Annotated in this window: 25 protein-coding genes and 2 pseudogenes; 7 read left to right on the top strand and 20 right to left on the bottom strand. The window is 70.3% G+C overall.

Going from position 1 to position 25,780, the window contains the following annotated elements; genetic code table 11:
• Window positions 1–1,046, top strand: a pseudogene (locus F3T56_RS02950) (XdhC family protein).
• A gap of 78 nt (window positions 1,047–1,124) precedes the next feature.
• Here the strand turns inward: F3T56_RS02950 and F3T56_RS02955 are convergent.
• From F3T56_RS02955 to F3T56_RS02970, 6 genes and pseudogenes are all read right to left on the bottom strand, one after another.
• Window positions 1,125–3,437, bottom strand: coding sequence for a heavy metal translocating P-type ATPase (locus F3T56_RS02955; RefSeq protein ID WP_149823064.1), 2,313 nt, complete (start codon window positions 3,435–3,437; stop codon window positions 1,125–1,127).
• A 157-nt stretch (window positions 3,438–3,594) separates the two neighbouring features.
• Entirely contained in the window at window positions 3,595–3,834 is a 240-nt protein-coding gene (locus tag F3T56_RS02960; RefSeq protein ID WP_149823065.1) for a heavy-metal-associated domain-containing protein, read from the bottom strand.
• A gap of 136 nt (window positions 3,835–3,970) precedes the next feature.
• Window positions 3,971–4,732: a M20/M25/M40 family metallo-hydrolase gene (locus F3T56_RS02965; RefSeq protein WP_342786895.1), complete on the bottom strand. Its 762-nt coding sequence runs from the start codon at window positions 4,730–4,732 to the stop codon at window positions 3,971–3,973.
• An 83-nt stretch (window positions 4,733–4,815) separates the two neighbouring features.
• Window positions 4,816–5,145 (bottom strand): annotated as a pseudogene (locus F3T56_RS49625) (acetylornithine deacetylase); the annotation flags it as partial.
• Window positions 5,146–5,205: 60 nt separating this feature from the next.
• Window positions 5,206–5,406, bottom strand: a complete 201-nt coding sequence (locus F3T56_RS47370) for a M20/M25/M40 family metallo-hydrolase (RefSeq protein WP_246203361.1) — start codon at window positions 5,404–5,406, stop codon at window positions 5,206–5,208.
• On the bottom strand, window positions 5,331–6,248 hold the full coding sequence (locus tag F3T56_RS02970) for a hydantoinase/carbamoylase family amidase (protein ID WP_246203363.1): 918 nt from the start codon (window positions 6,246–6,248) through the stop codon (window positions 5,331–5,333). Before F3T56_RS02970 ends, F3T56_RS47370 begins: the two co-directional genes overlap by 76 nt.
• Here F3T56_RS02970 and F3T56_RS02975 point away from each other — a divergent pair.
• Both F3T56_RS02975 and F3T56_RS02980 read left to right on the top strand, forming a co-directional pair.
• Window positions 6,201–7,136, top strand: a complete 936-nt coding sequence (locus tag F3T56_RS02975) for a LysR substrate-binding domain-containing protein (protein ID WP_149823066.1) — start codon at window positions 6,201–6,203, stop codon at window positions 7,134–7,136. The two genes, F3T56_RS02970 and F3T56_RS02975, sit on opposite strands and share 48 nt — an antisense overlap.
• Window positions 7,137–7,196: 60 nt before the next feature.
• Window positions 7,197–7,649, top strand: coding sequence for a YbhB/YbcL family Raf kinase inhibitor-like protein (locus F3T56_RS02980; protein ID WP_149823067.1), 453 nt, complete (start codon window positions 7,197–7,199; stop codon window positions 7,647–7,649).
• A 202-nt stretch (window positions 7,650–7,851) separates the two neighbouring features.
• Here F3T56_RS02980 and F3T56_RS02985 read toward each other — a convergent pair whose 3' ends face one another.
• On the bottom strand, window positions 7,852–9,066 hold the full coding sequence (locus tag F3T56_RS02985; RefSeq protein ID WP_149823068.1) for a S8 family peptidase: 1,215 nt from the start codon (window positions 9,064–9,066) through the stop codon (window positions 7,852–7,854).
• A 1,071-nt stretch (window positions 9,067–10,137) separates the two neighbouring features.
• On the opposite strand from F3T56_RS02985, the gene F3T56_RS02990 reads away from it, so the two are divergent.
• The 4 genes from F3T56_RS02990 to F3T56_RS03005 all read left to right on the top strand — a co-directional run bounded on the left by F3T56_RS02990 (window position 10,138) and on the right by F3T56_RS03005 (window position 12,357).
• Window positions 10,138–10,503, top strand: a complete 366-nt coding sequence (locus F3T56_RS02990; RefSeq protein WP_246203364.1) for an ArsR/SmtB family transcription factor — start codon at window positions 10,138–10,140, stop codon at window positions 10,501–10,503.
• Complete coding sequence (locus tag F3T56_RS47375; RefSeq protein WP_149823069.1) at window positions 10,500–11,033, top strand: SRPBCC family protein; 534 nt, start codon at window positions 10,500–10,502, stop codon at window positions 11,031–11,033. Before F3T56_RS02990 ends, F3T56_RS47375 begins: the two co-directional genes overlap by 4 nt.
• A 4-nt stretch (window positions 11,034–11,037) precedes the next feature.
• A complete protein-coding gene (locus F3T56_RS47380; protein WP_149823070.1) occupies window positions 11,038–11,592 on the top strand; it encodes a TIGR03086 family metal-binding protein in 555 nt (184 codons plus the stop codon).
• Window positions 11,593–11,667: 75 nt separating this feature from the next.
• Window positions 11,668–12,357 (top strand): CPBP family intramembrane glutamic endopeptidase, encoded by a 690-nt coding sequence (locus F3T56_RS03005; RefSeq protein WP_149823071.1) that lies wholly within the window; start codon window positions 11,668–11,670, stop codon window positions 12,355–12,357.
• Here the strand turns inward: F3T56_RS03005 and F3T56_RS03010 are convergent.
• From F3T56_RS03010 to F3T56_RS03070, 13 genes are all read right to left on the bottom strand, one after another.
• A complete protein-coding gene (locus tag F3T56_RS03010; RefSeq protein ID WP_149823072.1) occupies window positions 12,354–13,142 on the bottom strand; it encodes a hypothetical protein in 789 nt (262 codons plus the stop codon). The genes F3T56_RS03005 and F3T56_RS03010 overlap by 4 nt on opposite strands.
• A gap of 50 nt (window positions 13,143–13,192) precedes the next feature.
• Complete coding sequence (locus tag F3T56_RS03015) at window positions 13,193–13,720, bottom strand: hypothetical protein (protein WP_246203366.1); 528 nt, start codon at window positions 13,718–13,720, stop codon at window positions 13,193–13,195.
• Window positions 13,693–14,970: an MCE family protein gene (locus F3T56_RS03020; RefSeq protein WP_149823073.1), complete on the bottom strand. Its 1,278-nt coding sequence runs from the start codon at window positions 14,968–14,970 to the stop codon at window positions 13,693–13,695. The genes F3T56_RS03015 and F3T56_RS03020 overlap by 28 nt, the downstream gene beginning before the upstream one ends.
• The gene (locus F3T56_RS03025; RefSeq protein ID WP_425473537.1) at window positions 14,967–16,277 is read right to left on the bottom strand and encodes an MCE family protein; all 1,311 of its coding nucleotides are present in this window, start codon (window positions 16,275–16,277) and stop codon (window positions 14,967–14,969) included. Before F3T56_RS03025 ends, F3T56_RS03020 begins: the two co-directional genes overlap by 4 nt.
• The gene (locus F3T56_RS03030) at window positions 16,274–17,407 is read right to left on the bottom strand and encodes an MCE family protein (RefSeq protein WP_172638781.1); all 1,134 of its coding nucleotides are present in this window, start codon (window positions 17,405–17,407) and stop codon (window positions 16,274–16,276) included. Before F3T56_RS03030 ends, F3T56_RS03025 begins: the two co-directional genes overlap by 4 nt.
• Window positions 17,404–18,507, bottom strand: a complete 1,104-nt coding sequence (locus F3T56_RS03035) for an MCE family protein (RefSeq protein WP_425473538.1) — start codon at window positions 18,505–18,507, stop codon at window positions 17,404–17,406. Before F3T56_RS03035 ends, F3T56_RS03030 begins: the two co-directional genes overlap by 4 nt.
• Window positions 18,504–19,541, bottom strand: a complete 1,038-nt coding sequence (locus F3T56_RS03040; protein WP_149823074.1) for an MCE family protein — start codon at window positions 19,539–19,541, stop codon at window positions 18,504–18,506. The genes F3T56_RS03035 and F3T56_RS03040 overlap by 4 nt, the downstream gene beginning before the upstream one ends.
• Window positions 19,538–20,785: an MCE family protein gene (locus tag F3T56_RS03045; protein WP_149823075.1), complete on the bottom strand. Its 1,248-nt coding sequence runs from the start codon at window positions 20,783–20,785 to the stop codon at window positions 19,538–19,540. Before F3T56_RS03045 ends, F3T56_RS03040 begins: the two co-directional genes overlap by 4 nt.
• A 5-nt stretch (window positions 20,786–20,790) precedes the next feature.
• Entirely contained in the window at window positions 20,791–21,615 is an 825-nt protein-coding gene (locus tag F3T56_RS03050) for an MlaE family ABC transporter permease (RefSeq protein ID WP_149823076.1), read from the bottom strand.
• 11 nt (window positions 21,616–21,626) lie between these two features.
• Window positions 21,627–22,397, bottom strand: coding sequence for an MlaE family ABC transporter permease (locus tag F3T56_RS03055; RefSeq protein WP_149823077.1), 771 nt, complete (start codon window positions 22,395–22,397; stop codon window positions 21,627–21,629).
• Complete coding sequence (locus F3T56_RS03060; RefSeq protein WP_149823078.1) at window positions 22,394–23,338, bottom strand: ABC transporter ATP-binding protein; 945 nt, start codon at window positions 23,336–23,338, stop codon at window positions 22,394–22,396. Before F3T56_RS03060 ends, F3T56_RS03055 begins: the two co-directional genes overlap by 4 nt.
• A 167-nt stretch (window positions 23,339–23,505) precedes the next feature.
• Window positions 23,506–24,588, bottom strand: coding sequence for a sigma-70 family RNA polymerase sigma factor (locus F3T56_RS03065; RefSeq protein ID WP_246203368.1), 1,083 nt, complete (start codon window positions 24,586–24,588; stop codon window positions 23,506–23,508).
• A 91-nt stretch (window positions 24,589–24,679) separates the two neighbouring features.
• Complete coding sequence (locus tag F3T56_RS03070; protein WP_246203370.1) at window positions 24,680–25,780, bottom strand: lytic transglycosylase domain-containing protein; 1,101 nt, start codon at window positions 25,778–25,780, stop codon at window positions 24,680–24,682.

A 25,780-nucleotide genomic window follows, 5' to 3' on the forward strand; every position in this document is an offset into this window, starting at 1 on the left:
ATGCTTGGCCTCGCCACCGAGTTGAGCAACTGGGCCGAGCAGGGCCGGGACTTCGCCGTCGCCACCGTCGTACGGGTCGGCGGCAGCGCCCCGCGCCCTCCCGGTGCCGCCCTCGCCGTCGACAGCGACGGCACGGTCATCGGCTCGGTCTCCGGCGGCTGCGTCGAAGGCGCGGTCTACGACGGTTGCGTCCAGGCCCTGAAGGACGGCCACACTGTCCTCGAACAGTTCGGCCACAGCGACGACGACGCCTTCGCGGTGGGTCTGACCTGCGGCGGCACCATCGAGGTCCTCGTCACACCGGTACGCGCGAACACGCCGGACGGCAAGACGCTCGCCTCGGCACTGTCGTACGCGGCCCGGAAGGAGGCGGTGGCCCTCACTCGCGTGATCCGGGGGCCGGACGACCTGCTCGGCAGGCTCCTCCTCGTGCACCCCGACGGCTCGTACGAAGGCGCCCTCGGCGGCCACCCGGACCTGGACCGGACGGCTGCGGCCGAGACCCGGGCCATGCTGGAGGCGGGCCGCACCGGCACGGTGGAACTCGCGGCGGCACTCGTACGGGCAGGCAATTTCCTCGGCTACCACGTCACCGTGTGCGACGCCCGCCCCACCTTCACTACCCGGGCCCGCTTCCCCGAGGCCGACGACATCGTGGTCGACTGGCCGCACCGGTATCTGGGGCGGACGGCAACCGACAAGCGCACCGTCCTGTGCGTCCTGACCCACGACGCCAAGTTCGACGTACCCCTCCTGAAGGCGGCCCTTCGGCTCCCGGTCACCTACATCGGCGCGATGGGCTCCCGCCGCACCACGCGGACCGGGTGCGGCGACTGCGCGAAGTCGGCCTCAACGAGGAGGAGTTGGACCGGCTGAAGTCCCCGATCGGCCTCGACCTCGGCGCCCGTACGCCCGAGGAGACCGCCGTGTCCATCGCGGCGGAGATCATCGCGGCACGGCAGGGCGGAACGGGCGCGCCCCTGACCGGTTCACGAACACCGATCCACCGGGAGGACGACCAGCGCAGAAAGAGGGCCGTCGCCTGAGCTCAACAGCCGCGACCTGGCGTCGAGGCGCCCGGCCGGAAGGCCGGGCGCCTCGCGTTTCAGGGGAGTTACCGCGTGCTACTTGAAGGACCGCAGCCGCAGGCTGTTGGTCACGACGAAGACCGACGAGAAGGCCATCGCGGCGCCCGCGATCATCGGGTTGAGCATGCCGGCGGCGGCCAGCGGCAGGGCGGCGATGTTGTAGCCGAAGGCCCAGAAGAGGTTGCCCTTGATGGTGGCCAGGGTCTTGCGGGACAGCCGGATCGCGTCCGCCGCGACACGCAGGTCGCCGCGTACGAGGGTCAGGTCGCCGGCCTCGATCGCCGCGTCCGTGCCGGTGCCCATCGCCAGGCCCAGGTCGGCGGTGGCGAGGGCGGCCGCGTCGTTGACGCCGTCGCCGACCATCGCGACCGTACGGCCCTCGGCCTGCAGTCGCTTGACGACGTCCACCTTGTCCTGCGGCAGGACCTCGGCGATCACCTCGTCGATGCCGACGGTCCGCGCCACGGACTCGGCGACGAGCCGGTTGTCGCCGGTCAGCAGCACGGGCTTCAGCCCGAGCTTCCGCAGTTCGGCCACCGCCTCGGCGCTGGTCTCCTTGACCGCGTCGGCGACGGTGAGCACGCCGCGCGCCTTGCCGTCCCAGGCGACGGCGACCGCCGTACGCCCCTCGGCCTCCGCCGCGGCCTTGGCCTCGGCGAGGTCGCGGGGCAGTTCGATGACCCACTCTTCGAGGAGCTTCTCGCGTCCGACGAGTACGGCGTGTCCGTCGACGACGCCCTGGACGCCGAGCCCGGCGACGTTCTCGAAGCCCTCCGGCACGGGCAGGCTTCCGGCCCTCCCCCACTCTCGGCTTCGCTCGAGCGGGGGGACCCCCATCACAGCCCCGGCCGCGATCGCCTGGGCGATCGGGTGCTCGGAAGCGTGCTCCAACGCGCCCGCCAGCCGTAGCAGTTCGCCCTCGTCCACGCCCGGCGCGGTGAACACGTCCTGCAGTTCCATCCGGCCCGTGGTCACCGTCCCCGTCTTGTCCAGGACGACGGTGTCGACGCGCCGGGTGGATTCCAGTACCTCGGGGCCCTTGATGAGGATGCCGAGCTGAGCGCCACGCCCGGAGCCGACCAGGAGGGCGGTCGGGGTGGCCAGCCCGAGTGCACAGGGGCAGGCGATGATCAGGACGGCGACGGCGGCCGTGAAAGCGGCGGCAGCGTCACCCGTGACGCCGAGCCAGGCGCCGAGCGTGGCCGCGGCGATCAACAGCACCACCGGCACGAAGATCCCGGAGATCCGGTCGGCGAGCCGCTGTACCTCGGCCTTGCCGTTCTGCGCGTCCTCCACCAGCTTCGCCATCCGGGCGAGCTGGGTGTCGGCGCCCACGCGCGTCGCCTCGACGACCAGCCGCCCACCGGCGTTCACGGTTGCCCCGGTCACCGCGTCGCCGACGGTCACGTCCACCGGCACCGACTCGCCGGTCAGCATGGAGGCGTCCACCGCCGAGGAGCCCTCGACGACGGTCCCGTCGGTCGCGATCTTCTCACCGGGCCGTACGACGAACCGGTCCCCGACCGCCAACTGCCCGACCGGGATGCGCACTTCCCTGCCCCCTCGCAACACGGAGACGTCCTTGGCCCCAAGTTCCAGCAGCGCCCGCAGTGCCGCGCCCGACTTTCGCTTGGCCTTCGCCTCCAGATAGCGCCCGGCGAGGATGAACGTCGTCACGCCGGCCGCGGCCTCCAGGTAGATGGAGGAGGAGCCGTCCGAACGGGAGATGGTGAACTCGAAGCCGTGCCGCATGCCGGGCATTCCGGCGTGCCCGAAGAACAGCGCCCACAGCGACCAGCCGAGCGCGGCGAGAGTGCCGATGGACACGAGCGTGTCCATGGTCGCGGCTCCGTGCCGGGCGTTGGTGAACGCGGCCCGGTGGAAGGGGAAGGCACCCCAGACGACGACCGGAGCGGCCAGCGTCAGCGACAGCCACTGCCAGTTGTCGAACTGCAGGGCCGGGACCATCGCCATCAGTACGACGGGCACGGACAGGGCCAGCGAAACGAACAACCGCTGCCGCAGGGAGAGCAGTTCGCCGTCCGCCACCGTCGGGACTTCGGCCTCCGCCCTCTCCTCCGTGGCCGGGGGCGGCGGTTCCTCGGCGGTGTAGCCGGTCTTCTCGACGGTGGCGATGAGGTCGGCGACCTCGATGCCCTCCGGGTACGTGACCTTCGCCTTCTCGGTGGCGAAGTTGACGGTCGCCGTGACGCCGTCCATCCGGTTGAGCTTCTTCTCGATGCGGGCGGCGCACGAGGCGCAGGTCATGCCGCCGATGGAGAGCTCGACCTGGGAGGCAGGCGCCGGCACCGTGCCGGGCGGCGTCTTCTCGGGAGCCGTGCTGGTCATTGCGTGTCTCCTACGGGAGGCCGGGACGTACGGCGTCCGTATCAGCGGAGCGGTACGTGCCGGCGTGGGAGTGAGTTCGCGTCGTTCGTTGTCGTACGTCGTCATACGTCGTCGTACGCATCTACAGGGGAAGCGCCCCCGGAGCTGCGAGCTGCCGTCAGGCGCGGCCGACGAGCTCGTAGCCGGCCTCGTCGACGGCGGCGCGGACGGCCTCCTCGTCGAGCGGGGCGGCGGAGGTGACGGTGACCTCGCCGGTCTTGGCGACGGCCTTGACCGCGCTGACGCCGGCCAGGGCGGATATCTCCTGAGAGACCGCGCCCTCGCAGTGCCCGCAGGTCATTCCGGACACCTTGTAGACGACGGTGGAGCCGGTGCTGGAGTTCGTCTGGGAGGTCATGAGTGCTTCCTCGGGGTGTGGATGCGTGGTCTGCCGCCGGGAGGACCTGGTTCCTGGTCGTCCTGACGATGACAACACTATACCCCCCTAGGGTATACCGATGGTGTGATGCAGCCCACAAAGACCGGCCGACGGCTCAGGAACAGAAGTCGGTGATGGTGGCCATGAGGATGTCGGTGAGGCGGTCCAGCGAGGCGAGGTCGACGTACTCGGTGGCCGCGTGCGCGTCTTCGCCGTCGACGCCGAAGAGCAGGCAGGGGATGCCGGCGCGGTCCAGGAGGGCGCAGTCGGTCCAGTACGGCTCGGCGCGCACCACGGGTGGGTGACCGAGGGCCTGCTCTGCGTGGTGGGTGAGGGTACGCACGATCGAGACTTCGGGCGCGGCTTCGAAGGGTTCGCGGTGCAGGCCGCGGGTCAACTGGTAACGGAAGTCGGGGACCGTGTCGGTGAGGTGGTCGAGTACGGCGGTCAGTTCCCGCTCGACGGTGTCGGCGTTCTCGCCGGGGACGGTGCGGCGTTCCAGGGTGATGCGGCAGTGCGCGGGGTAGGTGGAGGGTTCCTCGCCGCCGTGGATGACGGAGGCGTGCACGGTGCCGGTGCCCAGGAGAGGGTGTGCCGGACTCTGTGCGAGGCGCCGGCCCAAGTCCTCCAGAGCGACGAGGAAGTGCCCGGCTTTGGCGATGGCGTCGATGCCGAGCTCGGGGCGCGAGCCGTGAGCGGCGCGGCCTTCGATCTCCACGTCGAACCAGGCGAAGCCCTTGTGGGCGAGGGTGACTTCGAGGTGGCTCGGCTCGGTGATGATCGCCGCGTCGGCGGTGAAGGACTCCAGCACTTCCTCGGTGCCCGAGCTGCCGTACTCCTCGTCGGCGACGCAGGCGAGGATGACATCGCCGCGCAGGGGGCCGTGGGCGGTGGCGCGGGCGCGGCGACCATCATGGCCGCGATGCCGCCCTTCATATCGAAGGTGCCGCGGCCGTACATCCTGCCGTCGCGGATCCGGGGGTCGAGCGGGTCGCCGTCGTAGTCGGCGAGGCTGAAGGTGTCGAGGTGGCCGTTGAGCATGAGGGACCGGCCGCCGCCGGTGCCGCGGGCGATCGCGACGAGCGAAGGCCGGCCAGGGCGCTTCTCCAGGCGGTGGACTTCAAAACCGCGGGCGGCCAGCCATGCGCCGCAGAAGTCCGCGATGACGCCCTCACCGGCCCCGCCGGGTACGAGGTCCGGGTTGACGGAGTCGATGGCGATCAGCCGGGCCAGCAGGCCTGCGGGGTCGGAGTCGAGGAATTCGGGAGCGGCGGGAGTCTCGGGGAGCATGGGGGCCTTTCGGAGTACGGCACTTGGGGAGCGGCGGTGCTTGCCGAGCGGCGTGAGTGGTCAGTGCTGGTCGACCAAGCGCAGGAGGGTGGTGGCCAGGACGTCGACGCCGTGGGCGCATGCCTGGGGGCTGGAGTACTCGCGGGGGTTGTGGCTGATGCCGTCGTACTCGCCGCGTACGAAGATCATGGCGGTGGGGCAGAGCGCGGCGATCTCCTGGGCGTCGTGGCCGGCGCCGGAGAGCAGGGAGATGTGCTCCAAGCCGTGGTCGTCGGCGGCCTGCGCGATGACCTCTGCACGCCGTCGTCGAAGGCAACGTAGGCCGTCTTGGCCATCCGCCGGACGGTCAGTGACAGGCCCGGCTGACTGTCCTCCAGCTCGCTCAGGGACGCGGCCAGGGCCTCCTCGGCGCGGGCCATCTGCGTGTCGTCGGGGTTGCGGAGGTCGACGGTCAGCTCGGCGCGGGCCGGGACGATGTTGGTCAGGTCCGGGTGGACGATCAGATGGCCGACCGTGGCGCGCAGGTCGCCGTAGTCACCGGAGTCGACCAGCGCCCGCAGCTGGACGATGATCTGGGCGGCGGCCAGACCGGCGTCGGCGCGCAGGTGGGTGGGTGTGGTGCCGGCGTGGGCGGCGCGGCCGTGAACGGTGATCGCCTGCCAGGAGATGCCCTGCACGCCGGTGACCACACCGATCTCGACATCGTTCTCGGCGAGGACGGGGCCCTGTTCGATGTGGCACTCGACGTAGGCGTGGGGCGGGGTGAGGCGCACGTCGACGGGTCCGTCGAAGCCGGTGCGGGCGAGCTCGCCACCGAGGGTGAGGCCCTCGCGGTCGGTCAGGGCGTGGGCGTACTCCAGGGTCAGGCGGCCGGCGGCGACGGCGCTGCCGAGCATGTCCGTGCCGAAGCGGACGCCCTCCTCCTCGGTGAAGATGCCGACCTCGATCGGGCGGCGGGTGGTGATGCCGCGTTCGTTCAGGGTGCGGACGACCTCGATGCCGCCCAGGACGCCGAGGCAGCCGTCAAAGGCACCGGCGGCGGCGACGCTGTCGATGTGCGAGCCGGTCAGCACCGACTGCGCCTGCTCCGGGAACTCAAGCACCGCGGCACCCTGGCGGCCGTCGCCGCCGCCCTCTCCTACGCCCCCTCCTCCGTCTCCCAGCAGCTCTCCCAGCAGCTCTCCCAGCTGGAAGCCGAAGTCGGTGTCCCCCTCCTTGAGCCGGTCGGACGGCGGGTGAGGCTGACCGCGCAGGCCGAGATCCTCGTCGCCCACACCGAAGCGGTCCTCGAACGCCTGGAGCGCGCGGAGGCGGACATCGCCGCCTCCCTGACCGACCTGACCGGTACCCTGCGCATCGCCTCGTTCCAGACAGCCGCCCTGGCCCTCGTCCCGACCGCGCTCGGACTGCTGCGTGACCAGCACCCCCACCTGCGCGTCCACGTCACACACATGGAACCGGAAAAGGCCCTGCCCGCTCTCCAAGCCCGCGACTTCGACCTGGTCCTCGCCGAGGAATACCCCGGCAACCCCAACCCGCGGCCTGCCGAACTCGAACAGGAAGACCTGCTCGACGACCCCCTGCACCTCGCCCTGCCGAAGTCGGCCGACACATCGGACGCCGACGGCCCGACGGCGGCGCTGCGCTCACTCGCCGACCACCCCTGGGTGATGGAACCCGAAGGCACAGCCGCCCGGCACTGGGCCATGACCCTGTGCCGCAACGCCGGCTTCGAACCCGACGTACGGTTCGAGACCACCGACCTCCTGCTCCACCAGCGCCTCGTCGAGCAGAAACACGCCGCGGCCTTCCTCCCCGACCTCGTCTGGAGCGGACAGCCCCCGACCGTCACCCTGCGGCAACTCCCCGACGGCCAACGCACGCGCCGCATCTTCACCGTCGTACGCCAAGGCCGCAACCGCCACCCCGCCGTCCTCGCATGCCGCGACGCCCTCCGCCGCGCGGTCACCCTCCGCTCCGACCAGGCATAGGGAAACGCAGCTCACCGCCCGTCCGACATATCCGGCCGCACCGGGGGTACCCCGGGGCACATGACCACCATCGAACTGCAAAGCAGCGCATTCAGTGACCACGAGTTCGTCCCCCGCCGGTACGCGTTGGAGGGGGACAACGTCTCCCCTCCCCTGGCCTGGTCCGGCGTGCCGGACGACGCGGCGGAACTGGTCCTGCTGTGCGAGGACCCCGATGCACCATCGGGAAATTTCGTGCACTGGATCGTCGTAGGCATCGACCCCCACAGCACTGGCGTCGATGCAGGGCAACGCCCGCCGGGCGGCACCGATCTCGTCAACGGCTACGGCCTCCCCGGCTGGGGTGGACCCCACCCACCGCCCGGAGACGAGTCGCACCACTACGTCTTCCGCCTGTACGCCCTCAAGGAACCGTGCGCCCTCCCGGACGCCCCCCGCGCCGACGAGGTTCGTCAGACTGTCGAGAAGCATGAACTGGCCGACGGCACCCTGGTCGGGCTGTACCACCGCTGAGCGTCACGCCGCCGAGTGCCGCTGCGGCCGGCCTTGCGCAGGAAGCGCCGCAGCCGTGCCTGCGGCCAGGTGTTGATCACGTGTTCTCGCAGGTCCGGACCAGTCGGCGGTCGGGCGCCACCACCGCTCGGCACCATCATCGGAGTCCTGAACCGTCCCCACACCGTCTTCCTCGACCGCTACGGCCGTTGATTCGAACGCGCTACTGAACGACTCTCAGGAGTCTGTTCGGTGACCCTGGGCCGATGTTGCGCAGGACTCCGGTCGTTGCCCTCGTTACGAGAGCACCGGATACGGTGGCCGGGCTGGCGGAGGGGCGGAGGGCGAGGTAGAGGGCTGCAGCGCCTGCGGCGTGTGGGGCCGCCATGGAGGTACCGGAGAGGGTTGCGATGGCGGTGTCGCTGGTGTGCCAGCCTGCCGTGACCTGCGATCCGGGGGCGAACAGGTCCAGGACGGATCCGTAGTTGGAGTAGCCGGCCCGGTAGTCGGTACTGGTGGTGGCGCCGACGGTGACGGCGGCCCTGACCCGGGCGGGTGAGTAGTTGGCCGCATTCGCATTGGAGTTGCCGGCGGCCACGGTGTAGGTGATGCCGGAGGCGATGGAATTGCTTACCGCTCTGTCCAGTGCGGTGCTGGCGCCTCCGCCCAGTGACATGTTGGCGACGGCGGGTCTGATGCGGTTCCGGGTGACCCAGTCGATGCCCTCGATGAGTCCGGAGACGGTTCCGGTGCCGGCGTCATCGAGGACGCGCACCGCCACGATTCGCGCAGCTTTGGCTACGCCGTAGGTGGTGCCGGCGACGGTGGTGGCGACGTGGGTGCCGTGGCCGTTGCCGTCGGAGGCGACGTTGTCGCCGTCGACGGCGTCGTACCCGTAGGCGGCCCGACCGGCGATCTGTTGGTGGGTGACGCGCACCCCGGTGTCGATGACGTACACGGTCGTGGCCCTGCCCTCTGAATCGGGATAGGTGTAACTTCGGCTCAGAGGAAGGCGGGGTTGATCGATCCGGTCCAGATTCCACGGGGGGTTGAACTGCGTCGCATCGAGCCGGACGGTTCTGTCCTGCTCGACTGATGCGACGGCCGGGTCTGCCGCGAGGCTTCTGGCTCCGGCGTGGCTGACGCGGACGGCGTAGCCATTGAGCGCGGCGGTGTAGGTGCGCCGGATGGTGGCGCCGTACTTGGCCGCCAGCTCATTGCCTTCCGGGGATGCTGCCCTGAACCCGGCGGTCTTCTTCAGTACGACGATGTAGCTGTTGTCGATGGAAGCGACAGAACCCGTATGCAGGATCTTGCCTGCGGCTGCGGTTGTTGCTTGAGCAGGTAGCGCGGCAGCACAGCCGAGGACCGCGGCCATAGACGCTGCGGCACTCGCGGCGGTGATCCGCCACAGGCGGCGGGCGAGCGATCCTGGCATCCTGCCTCCTTGTCCGGGGCGTCCTGACTGTGTGCGGATGTGTCAGTTTTGAGATGCCCGGCGCCTCAGCACCTCAAGGCGATCTCGTCCGCAGTGAACACTGACGAGTGATAGCTGACCTGAGCCAAGTGCCGACTTCGGCGGACCGGGGGTCTCGTTTGGATCACCGAGCGGACCACAGGAAGATGCCTGCGATGTGGAGTTCGGCCAGGACGGCGTGGGCGAGCATGGACAGGGTGATGTGCCGGTACCGGCCCGGTGTAACGGCGGACCTCGTACTCGTCCAGGTCGCACTCGTTCTTCGCCGCCTGGTCGGGTAGGACAGCGCCGCATCGCTGCGGCGGTCCCCCTCAGAGCCGTGCGGGCCCGTTGTCCGAGCACACGGCTCAAGCAAGCCCCGAGGCTCGCAAGCATGTGAAGGTGCTGGCTTATGTCTGCGGCGCCGCCCGGCCCAGTAGTCGGTGAGAGCGGAGTCGCCGAAGATCCACCTGTCCCTCCTGGCCTTGTTGAACATGCCGAAGTAGCCGGCGGTGACCCAGTGCTTCGGCTTGTTCGGGCCTTGGCCTCGGCGGCCAGCCGTTTCCGGATGCGTCGCACGGCTGCCGTACTCAGCTTGATCAGTAGCACCGTCCCGCCGCGCCAGCGGCGGACGCTGAAGCCCGGGAAATCGCAGCCCTCGGATCGCATCCTGGCAACCCCTGCCCGGCCTGAACCCATAAGAGCAGACGGCCGCAGACACGGCCGGCGCGGTGCGGGCCGAGATGACGCTTCATCCGCCGACGCACAAGACGCGGCAACCGCAGCGGCCTGCGACGGCAGCCGCCTGCAGGAGAAGGCTGCCGCCGGCGCCGCGGACCAGGGCAAGCTGCCACCCGGGCGAGCCGGTGGTCGGCAGGAGCACGGGCCGACCGCGTGGAGGTTGTCACTCTCGCGCAGGCGGCCGCAGACGCCGGTCATCGAGGACGCGGGCCCTTCTCCCATAGGGCCGCCGCACTCTATTCAACCAGTTGGTTGACAATGCGAGAGTTCAACCCTAGGCTATTTAACCAATCGGTTGAATATGCGAGGTGCGTGGTGGCCGACGACCGGCTGTCCCAGGTGTTTTCCGCTCTGGCCGACCCGACCCGGCGCGACATCGTGGCCCGGCTTGCCGCCGGGGACGCCACGGTCAACGAACTGGCCGAACCGTACGACGTCACGGTGCAGGCGGTGTCCAAGCACATCAGGGTGCTGGAAGACGCCGGTCTGGTCAGTCGCCGCAGGGATGCCCAGCGGCGGCCCTGCCACCTCGAAGCAGAGGTCTTCGACCTGATGACGAAGTGGATCGAGCGTTACCGGCGTGAGGCGGAGGACCGTTTCCGTCGTCTCGACGCACTCCTCGATCAGATGGACGAGCAGCCGGTGACGGGCACCCCGACGGAGGAGGCGGCATCATGAGCACCACCGACAGGCAACACCACAACGAAACGCGGATCGTGGCCGACCCGGCTCTGCCCACCATCGTGATCACCCGGGAGTTCGACGCTCCGCCGGAGCGGGTGTTCCGCGCGTACACCGACCCCGATCTGGTCATCCAGTGGCTCGGCCCGCGGCGGCTCACGATGCGGATCGACCGGTACGACGCCCGCAGCGGCGGCTCCTATCGCTATGTACATCGCGACGACGACGGGACCGAGTACGGCTTCCACGGCGTGTTCCACGAGGTCCGCCCCGACGAGCGCATCGTCCAGACCTTCACCTACGACGGCTTCCCGGACGGCGTCAGTCTGGAGACGGCCGTCTTCGAGGACCTCGGTGGTCGCACCCGGGTCACCACCAAGTCGCTCATGGACTCCATCGAGGCCCGCGACGCGATGCTCAAGAGCGGCATGGAGTACGGCGTCCGCGAAGGCTACGAGCGGCTCGACGAACTGCTCAGCAGCGGCCGGAGCGGCAGCCCTGACCGACGCACCGATACGGAGGCTTGAGGTCATGACGAGGGCAGCCGATGAACACCGCACCGTCGCACGCGCATTCACCGACCGCGTGCGCGGCACGCATCCAGAGGCATGGAACAACCCGGCGCCGTGCGAGGGGTGGGTCGCCCGAGACGTGGTGCGTCACCTCGTCGGATGGTTCCCGGACTTCCTGAAGGCCGGTGCCGGCGTCGAACTGCCGAAAGGGCCGTCGGTGGACGACGACCCGGTCGCCGCCTGGGCGGTGCACAGCGACGGGGTACAGGCCCTCCTCGACGATCCCTCCACAGCGGACAGGACGCTTTCGAACCCGCACATCGGAGAAACGCCGCTGGACCAGGCCGTCGACCGCTTCTACACCGCCGACGTATTCCTGCACACCTGGGACCTGGCGCGGGCCACCGGCCAGGAGGAACGCCTCGATCCCGACAGGTGCGCCCAGATGCTCGACGGGATGCTGCCGCTCGACGACGTCCTCCGCGAGAGCGGACACTACGGCCCACGTGTCGAAGTGCCCGAGAGCTCCGACGTACAGACCCGCTTGCTCGCCTTCATCGGCCGCAGGCCCTGACGCCCGTCCCCACAGGTACGTACGCGCGGCTGCAGGAGTGCCTGCCGACTGCAGGAGCAGGATGCTGGAGTCAGGATGCGGATCGTCTGTGTCGTTCTCGTTCTGGTCGCCGCGAACCTGCTCAACAACTGGCTCGTGCGGGGCCCCTTCGCGTACGTGCTCACGTGTGTGACGGCGACGGCCGTGCTGGTACTGATCGCCCGCTGGGACGGTCTCACCTTGGCCGATCTGGGGCTCGACGCAGCGGGTGTGCGCCGGGGACTGCGGTGGGCGCCCGTCCTGGCCGGTGCCGTCCTCGCCGTCCTCCTGCTCCTTTTCGCCGTTCCGGCCGGCCGAGAGGCGTTCCGGGATGCCAGGGCCGTCGACCAGTCCGCGGAGCAGCTGCTGTGGCGGGTGCTGGTGCGGGTCCCGTTCGGCACCGTGCTGCTGGAGGAGACCGCCTTCCGCGGTGTTCTGTGGGCCATGGTCCGACGCCGACGCGGAACGGCGTGGGCCACCACCGTGTCATCACTGCTCTTCGGTCTCTGGCATCTGCTGCCGTCCCGCGGGCTCAACCGTTCCAATACCGCCGTGGCAACGGCTTTCGGAAGCAGTTCGGCAGACGTGACACCGACCGTCATCGTGGCCGTCGTGGCCATGGTCGCCGCCGGGGTGATCCTGTGCGAGCTGCGGCGCCGTTCCGGCAGCCTGCTGGCTCCGGCGGCGCTGCACTGGGCGATCAACGGTTTCGGCTACGCGCTGGCATGGGCGGCGCCCCGCGTCTAGAGCGCGTCCACGGCGCTCACCTTCCAGCCCTCGGAGGTGCGGGTGAGCGTCATCCGCACCCGGTTCAGATCCACGCGAGACCCCGTGACCTGGGTGCTCGTGGTGACCTGGTTGACGAAGAGCAGGACCACGGCCTTGTCCGGTCCGGCCGACACGACGGACGCCGCGGGTCGGCCACCGTCTGCGGGTGCCGCCACCGTCGCCTTCACCACGCCGTGGTACTTCCTGGCGGTCGGTCCGACCACCTTCGTCGTGGTCCTTCCGTACTCGGCGCGGAAGGACCCGGTCAGATGGGTGCGGGCCCGGGCGAAGTCACGGTCGAGATGCCGGTAGTCGTACGACAGGACGACGGGCGCCGCCTTCCGCGCGGCCGCGAGCGCCTCTCCCCGAGCCTGTTCCGCGCGCCGCCCCTCCCGGTACTGCCACCCGAGCACGGCGACGGCGATCAAGCCCCCCGCGAGCACGACGCAGAGCGCCATGGTGAGCAGCCGTCGCCAGGGCCGTCGTACAAGCGCGCTCTCCTCCGGCACCTCCTCGGACTCCAGTGCCTCCTGGGACAGTTCCTCGGACTCCGGTGCCGGCTCCGGCGGGTCGTCCCACCCGTCACCGCCCGGAGGATCGATCACCACCGTGCGCCCGGAGTACCGCTCCTCGGCCCGTGGTGGTGCCTCGTCCGCGAGGTGCTCCACGCGTCGGGTGCGCTTGGCCGCCGCGCGGGCGGCCGCGGTCATGGTGCGGCGGGCGGGGGAGCCGGCGCCGCGGCCTCGCGAGGTCGTGTTCACCACGGTCTTTCTCCTCAACTCTCGTGCCTGCTGTTCGTACGGGAGGCGGGTCGTCAGCCCACGAACTCGACGCCGGACGTCAGCCAGTGGCCGTCCTGGAGTACGAGGTCGAGCTGGAGCCGGTACGTGCGCGCCTCCCCGTTGGGCACGGCGGTGTTGGTCACCTTGCTGTCGGCGACGACCAGGACCCGGGCGGACCGGGTGTCGGACCGCACGACGCCCGCTTCGAGGACCTGCCCCTCGGACACGGACTTGTTCTCGGCGACCAGCTCGGTCAACTGCTCGGTCTGCGCGGCGAACTGCTCCTTGAAGTCGCCGGTGGCGCTCTTGAGCACGTTCCCGCTGTCCCGGTCGTAGTGGCGGTAGTCGAGCGAGGTGAAGTTCAGCGCCGACTGGCGGGCCGCCGCCAGGATGTCCTGCCGTCGCTGCTCGGCCGCGCGCTGCCCGGACAGCCCCACGGCCAGCCAGACCGACAACGCGGTCGTCAGGACGGTCGCGACGACGAGTCCGGCGGACAGCGCCCTGCGACGCCCCCGCTTCGTACCGTCGGCGTTCATGCCATCGGTCCGACGAGTAGCCATTGCCACGACTCCTTTCCGAAGACGGTCTGTTCGCCGCCCGTCGAGCCGATCTCGACGGGCCTCCCATCCGGGCCGGTGGCGGTGCCCGTGTCCGGGTCGTACGGGGTGACGTACGCGGCGCGTTCGGCGCCGTACGAACCCGCCGACGCGCCGGGGGCGTTCTGCGCGCCGCGCACCGAGGTGTCGCTGCCGCGCGGCGCCGTGCAGCGCGCGTCGGTGTTCGCCGGGCGGGTGCTGGTGTCGGCGGGGTCGCGCCGCTGCGTCCCGCCGTACCCCTGGGTGCACGGCGGCGGGTCGTCGGCGCCCAGGACGAGGCCGAAGTGGGTGGTGCCGTCGCCCGGGACGACCGTGTAGCTGCCGGAGACGACGACCGGGAAGGTGACCAGGGCCTGTTCGACTCCGGGCAGCCGCGCCACGGTGACCTGGCCGCCGCTGATGAGGTTGGCCAGCAGGACCGGCAGATCCGGCCGGGTCGACTTCAGCAGGGAGTCGATCTCCTGCGCGGCGGGCGTCGCGTTGCCGATCAGCCGGCGCAGGTCCCCGTCGCTGGACTTCAACTCAGCGGTGAGCGCCGCCAGATCGCGGGAGAACGACTTGATGGACGAACCCTGGTCGGCCTGGGTCTTGAGCACCGTCCGCGAGTCCTCGATCAGTGAGATCGTCTCCGGGAGCGTGTCGGACGCCGCTTCGACGAGTTCGTTCCCCGAGTCCACGAGCCGGCTCAGCTGTGGCCCGGTGCCGGAGAAGGCCTTGCCCAGCTCGTCGACGGTCGTGCGCAGATCGTCCTTGCCGACCGAGTTGACCAGCCGGTCGAGGCTGACGACGAGGTCGGTGGTGGGCAGCGGCACCCGGGTGCGCTCGCGCGGTATCGGGCTGCCGTCGAGCAGGTACGGGCCGCCGGTCCGCCGCGGTTGCAGATCGACGTACTGCTCGCCCACCGCCGAACGGTTGGCGACCACCGCCAGGGTGTCGGCCGGGATACGGGGCGCGTCGTCCTCGATCTCCAGGGCCACCGACACCCCGGAGCCGGACAGCCGCAGCTCGCCCACCCGGCCCACCGGCACCCCTCGGTAGGTGACCTCGGCGCCGGAGAAGATGCCCCCGGACGCCGCGAAGTCGGCCCGCACGGTGTAGCCGCGGTCGAGGACGCCGTCCACCAGGCCCGTGTACTCGGCGCCGACGTACGACACCCCGACGGCGGTGAGGGTGGCGAAGGCGAGCAGCTGGGCCTTGACCGTACGGGTGATCACGGCTGTATTCCCTTCAGCATGAGCTCGGCGAGCGCGAGGTCGATCCCCGCCGGGAGGCGGCCGGAGTCCCCTCGGGGGCCGTAGCCCGCGGTGCACACCGGCGGGCACAGCAGGTCGTCGCCGTCCGTGGGCGCCGAGGGCTTGACCGGAACCTCCGGGGTCTCGGGCAGCGGGGTGGGTGTCGGGACGCCGGGTACGTCCGGGAGCTCCGGCGATTCCGGCAGGTCCGGGATGTCGGAACCGTCGTCCCCGTCACCGGAGCCGCCGGACTCGCCGGGCTTGTCCTTGACGTTGCCGTAGATGCCCGCCAGGTCGAGGTCGGCGGTGACGGCGAGGTTGACGTAGTCGCCCTTGACGGCGTCGACCACGTTGCGCGGGAACGGGTAAGTGGTCAGCAGTTCAAGGGAGTTGGGCAGGTCGTCGCCGGCCTTGTTGAGCTGCTGCAGAATCGGCTTCAGCTGCTTGAGATTGGCGACGGTGTCGTTCCGCGAGGCGTTCACGACCCGGGTGCCGGCCTTGCTCAGTTTCGAGAGGGCCGTGAGCATCCGCGTCAGGTCGCGGCGCTGGTCGGCGAGGACCTTCAGCGCGGGCGGCAGCGTGTCGACGGCCTTGGCGATCGTCTTCTTCTCCTTCCTCAGCCGCTTGGCCAGCCGGTCGATGCCCTTGAGGGCGCGGACGATGTCGGCACGCTGCCCGTCGAGGCCGCCGAGGAACGTGTCGAGTTCCTCCAGCAGGGACCTGACCCGGTTCTCGCGGCCTTCCAGGGCCTTGTTGAGCTCCACGGTGATCGTCTTGAGCTGGGCGACGCCGCCGCCGTTGAGGAGCGCGGACAGGGCGGACAGCACCTCCTCGATCTCCGGGTTGCGGCCGCTGCGGGACAGCGGGACGCGGTCGCCGTCGCGGAGCCGTCCGACGGGGGCGGTGCCGACCGGCGCGGACAGCGCCACGTACTTCTCGCCGAGCATGCTGGTCTGCCGGAGATCGGCGACCGCGTTGGCGGGCAGCTTCACCGAGTCGGCGACGCGCAGCCGCACCCGGGCGTGCCAGCCGTCCAGCTCCACCTTCTCGACCGCGCCCACGGTGACGTTGTTGACCTTGACCGCCGACTGCGGCACCAGATCCAGTACGTCCCTGAACTCGACCGTGACGTGGTAGGCACGGCCGTCCGCCGCCGCTCCTCCGGGGAGCTGGACGTCGTACCAGCCGTTGAACCCGCAGCCCGACAGCAGCAGCGAACCGGCGGCCGTCCACACGACCATCCGTCCCCCGCGCGCCACGGTCATGACTCGGCTCGTACGTGGGCTCATGCGCGGGCCTCCAGGATTCCGCCGAGCGTTCGGTCGACCGTGCCCGTCACCGCGGGGGCCGTAGGTACCTCGGGCAGGGAGTCGAAGAGCTTCTTCAGCTCCGCGCAGTCGGGGTTCTCGCCGCCCTCGTCCCCAGTCGTCTTCAGCAGGGAGCACAGGAGGGATGCCGGATCCTGCGGCTCCTCTGGGTTGTTGCGGGTGTCGAGGGTGCCGGCGGAGGCGTTGTAGGCGTTCTGCAGGTTCGACAGACCCGTGGGGGCGACCTCCAACAGCTCCTCCAGCGCGGCGCGTTGGGTGACGAGGACCTTGGTGACCTTGCTGAGGCCCCGCACGTTCGAGGTCAGTGACTTCTTGTTCTTCTTCACGAACTCCGACACGTCGCCGAGTGCCGCCCCCAGATGCTTCAGCGCCGCCGCGAGATCCTCGCGCTCCCCGGCGAGTTGCTCCGCCACCTTGGCGAGGCTGGTGTTGAACGACCGCACGCGTCGGTCGTCGGCCGCCAGCGCGGCCGTGAACACCTGGAGGTTCTGTACGGTGCCGAACAGGTCGCCCCGCCCGTCGGACAGCGTGGTGACGGCCTGCGAGAGGTCCTCGACGGTCTGGTTGAGGTTCTCGCCCTGGCCTTCGAGGTTGTCCGCGCTCACCCCCAGCAGCTGCGACAAAGAACCGTCCTTGTTCGCGCCCTTCGGGCCGAGCGCCTCGGACGTGGTGTGCAGGCTGTCGAAGATCCGGTCCAGCTCGACGGGGACGGCCGTGCGCGACTCGGGAATGACGTCGCCGTCCCGCAGCACCGGGCCCTTCCGGTACACCGGCAGCAGTTGCACGTAACGGTCGCTGACCACCGAGGAGTTGATAATGGCGGCCTGCGCGTCCGCGGGCAGCTTGCGGCCCTCCTCGTACTCCAGCTCGACGCGCACCCGGTTGCCCTCCGGCGTGATCCGCTTGACCTCGCCGATGCGGATGCCGAGGACGCGGACGTCCGAGCCGGGGTAGATACCGACGGTGCGCGGGAAGTACGCCGTGACCCGGACGGCCTGGGGGCGCGGCCACAGCACGACGGCGAGCGCGGCGAGGACCGCGAGCGCGGTGAGCAGTGCCAGGGTGCGCCGGGCGGACAAGCGGCTGGTCATCGTGAGCCTCCCGTGCGTGGCACCACCGGGGCGGCGACCATGTTCTGGACGTAGGAGTCGAACCAGCGGCCGTTGCCGAGGGTGTTGGTGAAGACCCGGACGTAGGGCGCGAGCAGCTTGACGCTCCGGTCGAGGCTCGCCTGGTTGCGTTCGAGCATCCTGACGAAGGTGTTGAGGTTCTCGAGCGCGGGCCCGATCACCTCGCGGTTGTCGTCGACCAGGCCGGAGAGCTCGATGCCCAGCAGGGCGGAGCTCTTGAGCAGCTTGTGGATCGCCGTGCGCCGCTTGCTGATCTCCTTGAACAGCTTGTCGCCGTCCTTCACCAGCGCGGAGAAGTCCTCCGAGTGCTCGGCCAGCACCCCGGTGACCCCGTTCGCGTGGTCGAGGAGCTCGCGCAGCGCCTTGTCGCGCGAGGCCACCGTCCGGGAGATCCGTGACAGTCCCCTGATGGATGCCCGCACCTCCGCGGGCGAGTCCTGGAAGGTGGTGGCGATCGTGTCCAGCGCCTTCGCGAGCTGCTCCGTGTCGACCTCCTCCGTCGTGGTCGTCAGGTCGCTGAACGCCTGCACGACGTCGTACGCGGACACCGTCCGCCGCAGCGGGATCTCGCTGCCCGCCTTCAGTTGGCCGCGTCCCTTCGGGTGCAGCGCCAGGTACTTCGCGCCGAGGATCGTCTTGACGCGGATCGACGCACCGGTCTCGGTGCCGATGTCCGGGTCGTCCTTGACCTTGAAGGTCACCTTGACGTGGTCGCCGTCCAGATCGACGTCCTCGACCTTGCCGACCTTTACCCCGGCGATCCGTACCTCGTCGCCCGGCTTGAGTCCGCCCGCCTCCGAGAAGGCGGCGCTGTACGTCTCGCCGCCGCCGATCACCGGCAGGCTGTCGGCGTTGAACGCGGCCACGGTCAGTAGCGCGAGGGTGGTGAGTCCGACCGCGCCGACGACCACGGGGTTACGGTCCCGGAACGGCTTCAGCCGCGGGCGGCCCGCCTTGCGGGGCAGCCTGATCCTCGGCAGCTTCGGTGGCAGTATGCGCACCTTCATCAGGGGTTCGGGGCGGCGGCGCCGCGTCCTGCGCGGCATGATGCGGATCCTCATGCGCCGCACCTCGCCCGCGCCACGTGGAACTCGGGGGTGAGCACCTGTTTCGTCTTCGGCAGCACGATGCGGCCGTCGAAGTCGCAGAGGTAGAAGTTGAACCACGAGCCGTAGGACGCCGTCCCCGTCAGCTCGGTGAGCTTGTTCGGCAGCCGCTTCAGCACGCCCTCCACGGTCTTCTCGTTCCTGTTCAGCGTTCCGGTGAGTTCGCCCAGCTCGGTGATGTCGTCCTTCAGCGGCGGGCGGGCGTCGTGGAGGAGCCCCGACGTGGCCTCCGTGAGGTCGCCGATGCTCACCAGGGACTCCCCGATGGGCTTGCGGTCGGCGGACAGCCCGGAGATCACCCGCCGCAGCTGCTTCAGCAGTCCGGAGAAACGGCCACCGCGCTCGTCGAGCGTCTTCAGTACGGAGTTGAGGTTGTCGATCACGGAGCCGATCAGCTCGTCGCGGTCGGCGAGCGTCGTGGTGAGCGACGCCGTGTGCGCGAGCAGGCTGTTCACCGTGCCGCCCTCGCCCTGCAGGGTTTTGATGATCTCGGTGGCGAGCTGGTTGACGTCGTTCGGGCTGAGCGCGGCGAACAGCGGCTTGAAGCCGTTCAGCAGCGCGTTGAGGTCCAGCGCGGGCTGGGTCCTGGACAGCGGGATGGTGCCGCCGGGCCGCAGCCGGGTGCCGTCGCCGGCGCCCTCGGTGAGCGCGATGTACCGCTGCCCGAGCAGGTTCCGGTAGCGGACGACCGCGCCGGTACTGGTGAGCAGCGGGCGCTCCGCGGTGACCGTGAAGGTGACCTCGGCCACCGTCCGGTCCTTGATCCGGATGCCCTCGACCTCGCCGACCCGCACCCCGGCCACGCGGATGTCGTCGCCTTCCTCCAGGCCGGTCACATCGCTGAACACCGCCCGGTACGAGTCCTTCGGCGCGAACGAGATGTTGACGATGGTGGCGGCGAGCAATGCCGTCGCCAGGATGGTGACCAGCGCGAACAGGCTGAACTTGACCAGCGGCGCCATGGTCTGGCGAGCTCCCGTCGTCCTCATGCGACGCTCACCGCCGTCCCACGGGCCAGCGGTCCGAACAGCAGGGTCGCGACGGGCGGCACCTCGTCCGCCGGTACGCCCATGACGGGGGCCACGAGCGAGCCCACGGCCCGCTGCTCGGCCTCGGTGGCGGACACCTTGACACCTCCGGGCAGGGTGTCGCTCGAACCGCCGGACGACGTACCGTCGTTGAGGTCGGTGTGGGGTGCGGGCACCTGCGGATTCGGCAGACCCCGGCAGTTCGGCCCGGACCGCTCGGCGTAACGCGGCTCCTCACCGGGCTCGTACGCGGCCTGCGGGCGGACGACTTCGAGGGTGATCCGCATCCGGCCGCCCCGGAACGCCTCCTGAGACGCCTTCTCCTGCCGGACCAGGCCTTCGAGGAGGCAGGGGTACTCGGGTGAGTAGCGGGCGAACAGCTTCAGGGTGGGGCGGGAGACCCGGCCCAGCGTGATAAGCCGGTCGCCGTTCGCGTCGAAGAAGTCCTCCCCGGTGCCGGCGACGGTCGCGGTGGTGCGGAGCGCGGCGGCCAGCCGGTCCTTCTTCTCGACGATCGTGCGGCTGGTGGTGACCGTGTTCCGCAGGATCCGCATCAGGTCGGGCGCCGCGTCCCCGTACACCTCGGCGACATCGGCGAAGCGCGAGATGTCCTCCTTGAGGGACGGCAGATGCGGGTTGAGGCGGCGCAGATAGCTTTCGACGCGGGTGAGGTTGTCGCCGATCCGGTCGCCGCGGCCCTCCAGCGCGGTGGCGAACGCCGAGAGCGTGGCGTTCAGTTCAGCCGGCTTGACCGTGCGCAGCAGCGGCAGCAGGTCGTTCAGCAACCGCTGCAGTTCCATGCCCACCTTCGTTCGGTCCTGGGTGATGACGTCCCCGGCGCGGATGGGCCGGGCCGAGGAACCGCGCGGTGCCACGAGGTCGACGTACTTCTCGCCGAACAGCGTCTTGGGCAGCAGCCGCGCGTGCACGTCGGACGGGATGGACGCGACGTACTCCGGCTTGAGCGCGATGTCGAGGGTCGCTTTCTCGCCGTCCGCGCGCACCGCGCGGACCTCGCCGACCAGCAGCCCGCGCAGCTTGACGTCGGCGCGCGGATCGAGCTGGTTGCCGAGGCTGCCGGCCTCCAGGGTGATGCGCACCACCGAGGTGAAGGCCTGCTGGTAGACGGCCACGGCGAGCGACAGCAGCAGCGCGAGCACGGCGATGAAGGCGATGCCGTACAACCGAAGTCTCAGTACTCTCATCGACCTCACCCCGCGATCCGTACGGTCGTGTTGGCGCCCCAGATCGCGAGGCTCAGGAAGAAGTCCAGGACGTTGATGGCGACGATCGAGGTCCGCACCGCACGGCCCACGGCGACGCCGACCCCGGCGGGACCGCCGCTCGCGTAGTAGCCGTAGTAGCAGTGCACCAGGATGATCAGTACGGCGAAGACGATCACCTTGCCGAAGGACCACAGCACGTCGACGGGCGGCAGGTACTGGTGGAAGTAGTGGTCGTACGTGCCGGTCGACTGCCCGTAGTAGACGGTGGTGATGGTGCGGGCGGCGAGGTAGGAGGACAGCAGGCCGATCACGTACAGCGGGATCACGGCGACGAAACCGGCGACCATCCTGGTGGTCACCAGGAACGGCAGCGAGGGGACGCCCATCACTTCGAGCGCGTCGGTCTCCTCACTGATCCGCATCGCGCCGAGCTGTGCGGTGAACCCGGCGCCGACCGTGGCGGACAGGGCGAGCCCGGCCACCAGCGGGGCGATCTCCCGGGTGTTGAAGTACGCCGACAGGAACGCCACGAAGTTGGAGGTGCCGAGCTGGTTGAGGGCCGCGTAGCCCTGAAGGCCCACCTCGGTGCCGGTGAAGAACGACAGGAAGGCGATGACGCCGACCGTGCCACCGACAACGGCCAGCGCCCCGCGCCCGAAGCTCACCTCGGCGAGCAGCCGCAGGATCTCCTTCTTGTAGCGGCGCAGGGTGCGGCCCGTCCACGCGAGAGAGCGGCCGTAGAAGGAGAGTTGGGTGCCCAGCTCCTCCAGCGAGCGGAGCGGGCGGTCGAGGAGTCGTAGAGGTCGCATCGTCGGTTCCCTCAGCCCCTCTGCGGGACGACTTGGAAGTACACCGCCGTCATCACGAAGTTGGTCACGAACAGCAACATGAAGGTGATCACCACTGACTGGTTGACCGCGTCACCGACGCCCTTGGGGCCGCCCTTCGCGGTGAGCCCCTTGTACGAGGCGACGATCCCGGCGATCGCCCCGAACACCAGCGCCTTCACCTCTGCCGCCCACAGGTCGGAGAGCTGGGCGAGGGTGGTGAAGGACGCCAGATACGCGCCGGGCGTGCCGTTCTGGAGGATCACGTTGAAGAAGTAGCCTCCGGCCACGCCGACGACCGACACCAGGCCGTTGAGCAGTACGGCCACCACCATGGAGGCCAGTACGCGGGGTACGACCAGCCGGTGGATCGGGTCGATGCCGAGTACCTGCATGGCGTCGATCTCGTCCCGGATCTTGCGCGCCCCGAGGTCCGCGCAGATCGCCGTGCCGCCCGCGCCCGCGATCAGCAGCGCGGTGACGATCGGCGAGGCCTCCCGCAGGACGGCGAGGACGGAGGCGGCACCCGAGAAGGACTGGGCGCCGAGCTGCCGGGTCAGGCTGCCTATCTGGAGGGCGATGACAGCCCCGAAGGGGATCGACACGAGGGCCGTGGGAAGGATCGTGACGCTCGCGACGAACCATGCCTGCTGGATGAACTCCCGTGCCTGGAACGGCCGTCGGGGTATGGTCCGCACGACGTCCAGCGCCATCGCGAACAGGTTGCCCGAGTGCCGCAGCGCTCCGGTCGGTGACAGGCTCACGCTCCGGCCACCTCCTTCCGGTGCAGCTCGGCCTCTCGTCGTGCGATGGCCTCCCAGCGGGGCGGCCTGGTGATGCCCGGACCCGGCAGCAGGCGGGAAGGCAGCTCCTGACTGCCGGGCGTCGTGGTGTCCCCGCCGTCGCCGAGCTGTGCCAGCTCCTGCTCGACCTGGGCGGCGTCCTTCTCCTCCGCCATGCCGATCGGCCCCTGCATCCGGCCGTTCAGGAACTGGCGTACGACGGGCTCGTCGCTGGTCAGCAGCTTCTCGCGGGGGCCGAACATCACCAGCTCGCGCCGGAACAGCAGCCCGATGTTGTCCGGCACCTGGCGGGCCGAGGCGATGTCGTGCGTGACGATCAGGAAGGTGGCGTCGATCTGCGCGTTGAGGTCGACGATCAGCTGGTTGAGGTAGGCGACGCGTACGGGGTCGAGGCCCGAGTCGGGCTCGTCGAAGAGGATGATCTCGGGGTCCAGCACCAGGGCCCGGGCCAGCCCGGCCCGCTTGCGCATACCGCCGGAGATCTCGCCGGGCAGCTTCCCCTCGGCGCCGATCAGCCCGACCATGTCCATCTTCTCCAGCACGATCCGCCGGATCTGGCTCTCGGATTTCCGGGTGTGCTCGCGCAGCGGGAAGGCGATGTTGTCGTAGAGGTTCATCGAGCCGAACAGCGCGCCGTCCTGGAACAGCACCCCGAACAGCTTCCGCACCTCGTACAGGTCGTGCTCACGGAGCTTGGTGATGTCCCGCCCGGCGACCTTGATCGAGCCGCGTTCCGGCTTCAGCAGCCCGACGAGCGTCTTGAGGAACACCGACTTGCCCGTGCCCGAGGGGCCGAGCATGACCGATACCTCCCCGGCGGGCAGCGTCAGCGAGACGTCCTGCCAGATGACCTGGTGACCGAAGGACTTGGTCAGCCCTTCCACACAGATCTCGACACCCATCCGGTCCACCCTTCAGCCGTGGAGCAGCTCTCACATCTGCTCTACGGGGAGGGGCGGGGCGTCCGTCGCGACGAGGCCAATTTTTTTCGGACGGGTTTACGGACGGGGTGTGGACGGGTTCGCGGACGGCTGGCCAGGCAGCCTTAACAGCCTCCTGACCTGCGCGTTTACGGGAGCTCGGTCGCGGTGGGGAGGGAGAGGGGGGTGGCCGGTACGACGGACGTGTCCGGAACCGACGACACCGGCGGCACTGGGGGGACGGCGGACTCGACCGGTACATCGGGCGCGTCCGGCACGTCCAGCACATCTGGCGCATCGGGGATATTCGGTATGTCTGGTATGTCCGGTGTGTCCGGCAGCTCCGGCACGCCTGGGACCTCGGGAACCTCGGGCGCAGGCAGCCCCGGAAGCGGGGGCACCGAGACCTCCGACAAGGGCGGCACGGACAGCGGCAGCATCGATCCGTCGTCGGCCGCGGATCCCGCCGGACCGTCGCCGGGAGCCGCCGACGCGGGCGACGATTCGCGCGGCTCCGGCCCGCGCACCCGGCCGTCCCCGTCGGTCGTGAGCGCCTCCGAGGGCCCGGACACGGAAGGCCGCGGAGCCGGACCGTCCCCGCCCCCGTCGAGCGCGTACGGCAGCACGAACCCCGCCACCGCCAGGGTCGTGGCCGTCGAGGCGACGGCCACGACCTGTGCCTTCCCGCCTCCCCGCGGCCGTCCGCGCCCGAGCAGGAACAGCACCACCCCGAGCGTCCCGGCCAGCGAGGCGCGCAGCGTCCGCCGGGCCCGGGCGAGCAGCGACTCGACGGTCCGATAGCTCAGCCCCATCTTCACGGCGACCTGGCCGACGTCCAGGTCCTCGGACTTGAGCCACAGCGCCTCCGCCTGCCGGGCGGGGAGCTCCCCGCTGCGCACGGCCAGCCACTTCGCCTCGGCCCGGTCGCACACCGCTTCGTCGACGGGCACCGGGCCCGGTGCGATCAGCGTGGGGCTGGTGCGCACCTCGGCCTCGCGGTTGACCTGCCGGTACCGGTCGACGCACAACCTCATGGTCACGGTCGTCAGCCAGGCGCCGAGGCGCTCGTCGTCGAGGTCCGGTCGCTCGGCGGCGCGCAGCATCGCCTCGTGCACGGCGTCCTCGGCGTCCTCCGGGCTCATCGACCTGCGCCGGGCCACCTTGAGCAACTGCTCGCGGTGGCTCCACATGCGCTGCCAGCGGATGTGGTCCGCCTCTGTCCCGGCAGCCATGGCCGCCACTGTCTCAGCAGGCATGTCCGTCGCCATGAGGGCCCCTTCGCGCTCACTACGCCGGTCTCGTGCCGTCCGGCGGATGGCGACATTACCGCCCGGTATCCGCGGTTGTGGAGGGGGAGGGGTGCATCGTGTCCTCACCGTTGCTGGTCAGCGGGCCGGCACCGGGCAGCACATCACCGCCGGGCAGCTCAACACCCGGATCGGGTACGGGGAGCGGCGGCTCCTCCGTCTCCCGCGCTCCGCCCGCCGGACGGGACGGGGAGGGAGAGGGGGAGGGGGAGGGCGAGGCGGGCGGTGTGGACGGCGCAGGGGACGGACTCGCGCTCGGGCGCTCGGACGGCTCCGGCGAGGGTTCGCGTGTGCCGCTCGGTCGCGACGGCTCCGGTCGCGCGGACGACCCGCCGCTCTGGTCCGGCACCACCCGATGCCCTTCCAGGAAGTACGCGTACCAGGCCCGGACCGTGCGCAGATAGGCCTCCGAGTGGTTGTAGCCGAGGATCGCCCGATCCAGGTCGGCCGGGTCGGAGAGGTCCCGCCCGCCCGCGCACAGATAGCGCCCGGCGGCGAGCGCCGCGTCGAAAACGTTGTTCGGATCGTTCCGTCCGTCGCCGTTGCCGTCCGCGCCCCAGTGTGTCCAGGTCGACGGGATGAACTGCATCGGGCCGACCGCCCGGTCGTACGCCGTGTCCCCGTCGTACCGTCCGCCGTCGGTGTCCCAGATGACCGCGAAGGCGCCGCCGTTCAGCCGGGGGCCGAGAATCGGTGTCACGGCCGTGCCGTCCGAGGTCACCCGGCCGCCGCGCGCCTGCCCCGACTCCACCTGGCCGATGGCGGCCAGCAGCTGCCACTCCAGCCGGCATCCCGGTGCGGTGCCCGCGAGCTCCGACTCGGCGCGCCGGTACGCGGCGAACACGGTCGCGGGCAGTGCACCGCCGGCCCGCCCCGCGGCCATGTCCTCGCCGGACTTCCCGGCCCGCAGTGGCGGAAGCTCGGTGCGGTACGGGGCGTCGCCGGACACACTCGGCCCGTGCTCGGCGCCCGCCGCGTTCCGCGCCGCCTCCGCGACCTGTGCCGAGGCCCCCGGCGCCTGGGAGGCGGTCAGCGCGGCCATCGCCACCGCCGCGATCGCCGTACATCTGGTCCCCCTGAGTGCCCCTCTCGCCGTACCGACCGTCCTGAACAACAT

Origin of the sequence: Streptomyces tailanensis, assembly GCF_008386495.1 — a bacterium.
GTDB classification, from domain to species: domain Bacteria; phylum Actinomycetota; class Actinomycetes; order Streptomycetales; family Streptomycetaceae; genus Streptomyces; species Streptomyces tailanensis.

Coding starts and splice junctions, on each gene's coding strand:
- F3T56_RS02955 (WP_149823064.1), bottom strand. CDS start 3,437: ATGACCAGCACGGCTCCCGAGAAGACGCCGCCCGGCACGGTGCCGGCG.
- F3T56_RS02960 (WP_149823065.1), bottom strand. CDS start 3,834: ATGACCTCCCAGACGAACTCCAGCACCGGCTCCACCGTCGTCTACAAG.
- F3T56_RS02980 (WP_149823067.1), top strand. CDS start 7,197: ATGACCACCATCGAACTGCAAAGCAGCGCATTCAGTGACCACGAGTTC.
- F3T56_RS02985 (WP_149823068.1), bottom strand. CDS start 9,066: ATGCCAGGATCGCTCGCCCGCCGCCTGTGGCGGATCACCGCCGCGAGT.
- F3T56_RS47375 (WP_149823069.1), top strand. CDS start 10,500: ATGAGCACCACCGACAGGCAACACCACAACGAAACGCGGATCGTGGCC.
- F3T56_RS47380 (WP_149823070.1), top strand. CDS start 11,038: ATGACGAGGGCAGCCGATGAACACCGCACCGTCGCACGCGCATTCACC.
- F3T56_RS03005 (WP_149823071.1), top strand. CDS start 11,668: ATGCGGATCGTCTGTGTCGTTCTCGTTCTGGTCGCCGCGAACCTGCTC.
- F3T56_RS03015 (WP_246203366.1), bottom strand. CDS start 13,720: ATGGCTACTCGTCGGACCGATGGCATGAACGCCGACGGTACGAAGCGG.
- F3T56_RS03025 (WP_425473537.1), bottom strand. CDS start 16,277: ATGAGCCCACGTACGAGCCGAGTCATGACCGTGGCGCGCGGGGGACGG.
- F3T56_RS03030 (WP_172638781.1), bottom strand. CDS start 17,407: ATGACCAGCCGCTTGTCCGCCCGGCGCACCCTGGCACTGCTCACCGCG.
- F3T56_RS03035 (WP_425473538.1), bottom strand. CDS start 18,507: ATGAGGATCCGCATCATGCCGCGCAGGACGCGGCGCCGCCGCCCCGAA.
- F3T56_RS03040 (WP_149823074.1), bottom strand. CDS start 19,541: ATGAGGACGACGGGAGCTCGCCAGACCATGGCGCCGCTGGTCAAGTTC.
- F3T56_RS03045 (WP_149823075.1), bottom strand. CDS start 20,785: ATGAGAGTACTGAGACTTCGGTTGTACGGCATCGCCTTCATCGCCGTG.
- F3T56_RS03050 (WP_149823076.1), bottom strand. CDS start 21,615: ATGCGACCTCTACGACTCCTCGACCGCCCGCTCCGCTCGCTGGAGGAG.
- F3T56_RS03060 (WP_149823078.1), bottom strand. CDS start 23,338: ATGGGTGTCGAGATCTGTGTGGAAGGGCTGACCAAGTCCTTCGGTCAC.
- F3T56_RS03065 (WP_246203368.1), bottom strand. CDS start 24,588: ATGGCTGCCGGGACAGAGGCGGACCACATCCGCTGGCAGCGCATGTGG.
- F3T56_RS03070 (WP_246203370.1), bottom strand. CDS start 25,780: ATGTTGTTCAGGACGGTCGGTACGGCGAGAGGGGCACTCAGGGGGACC.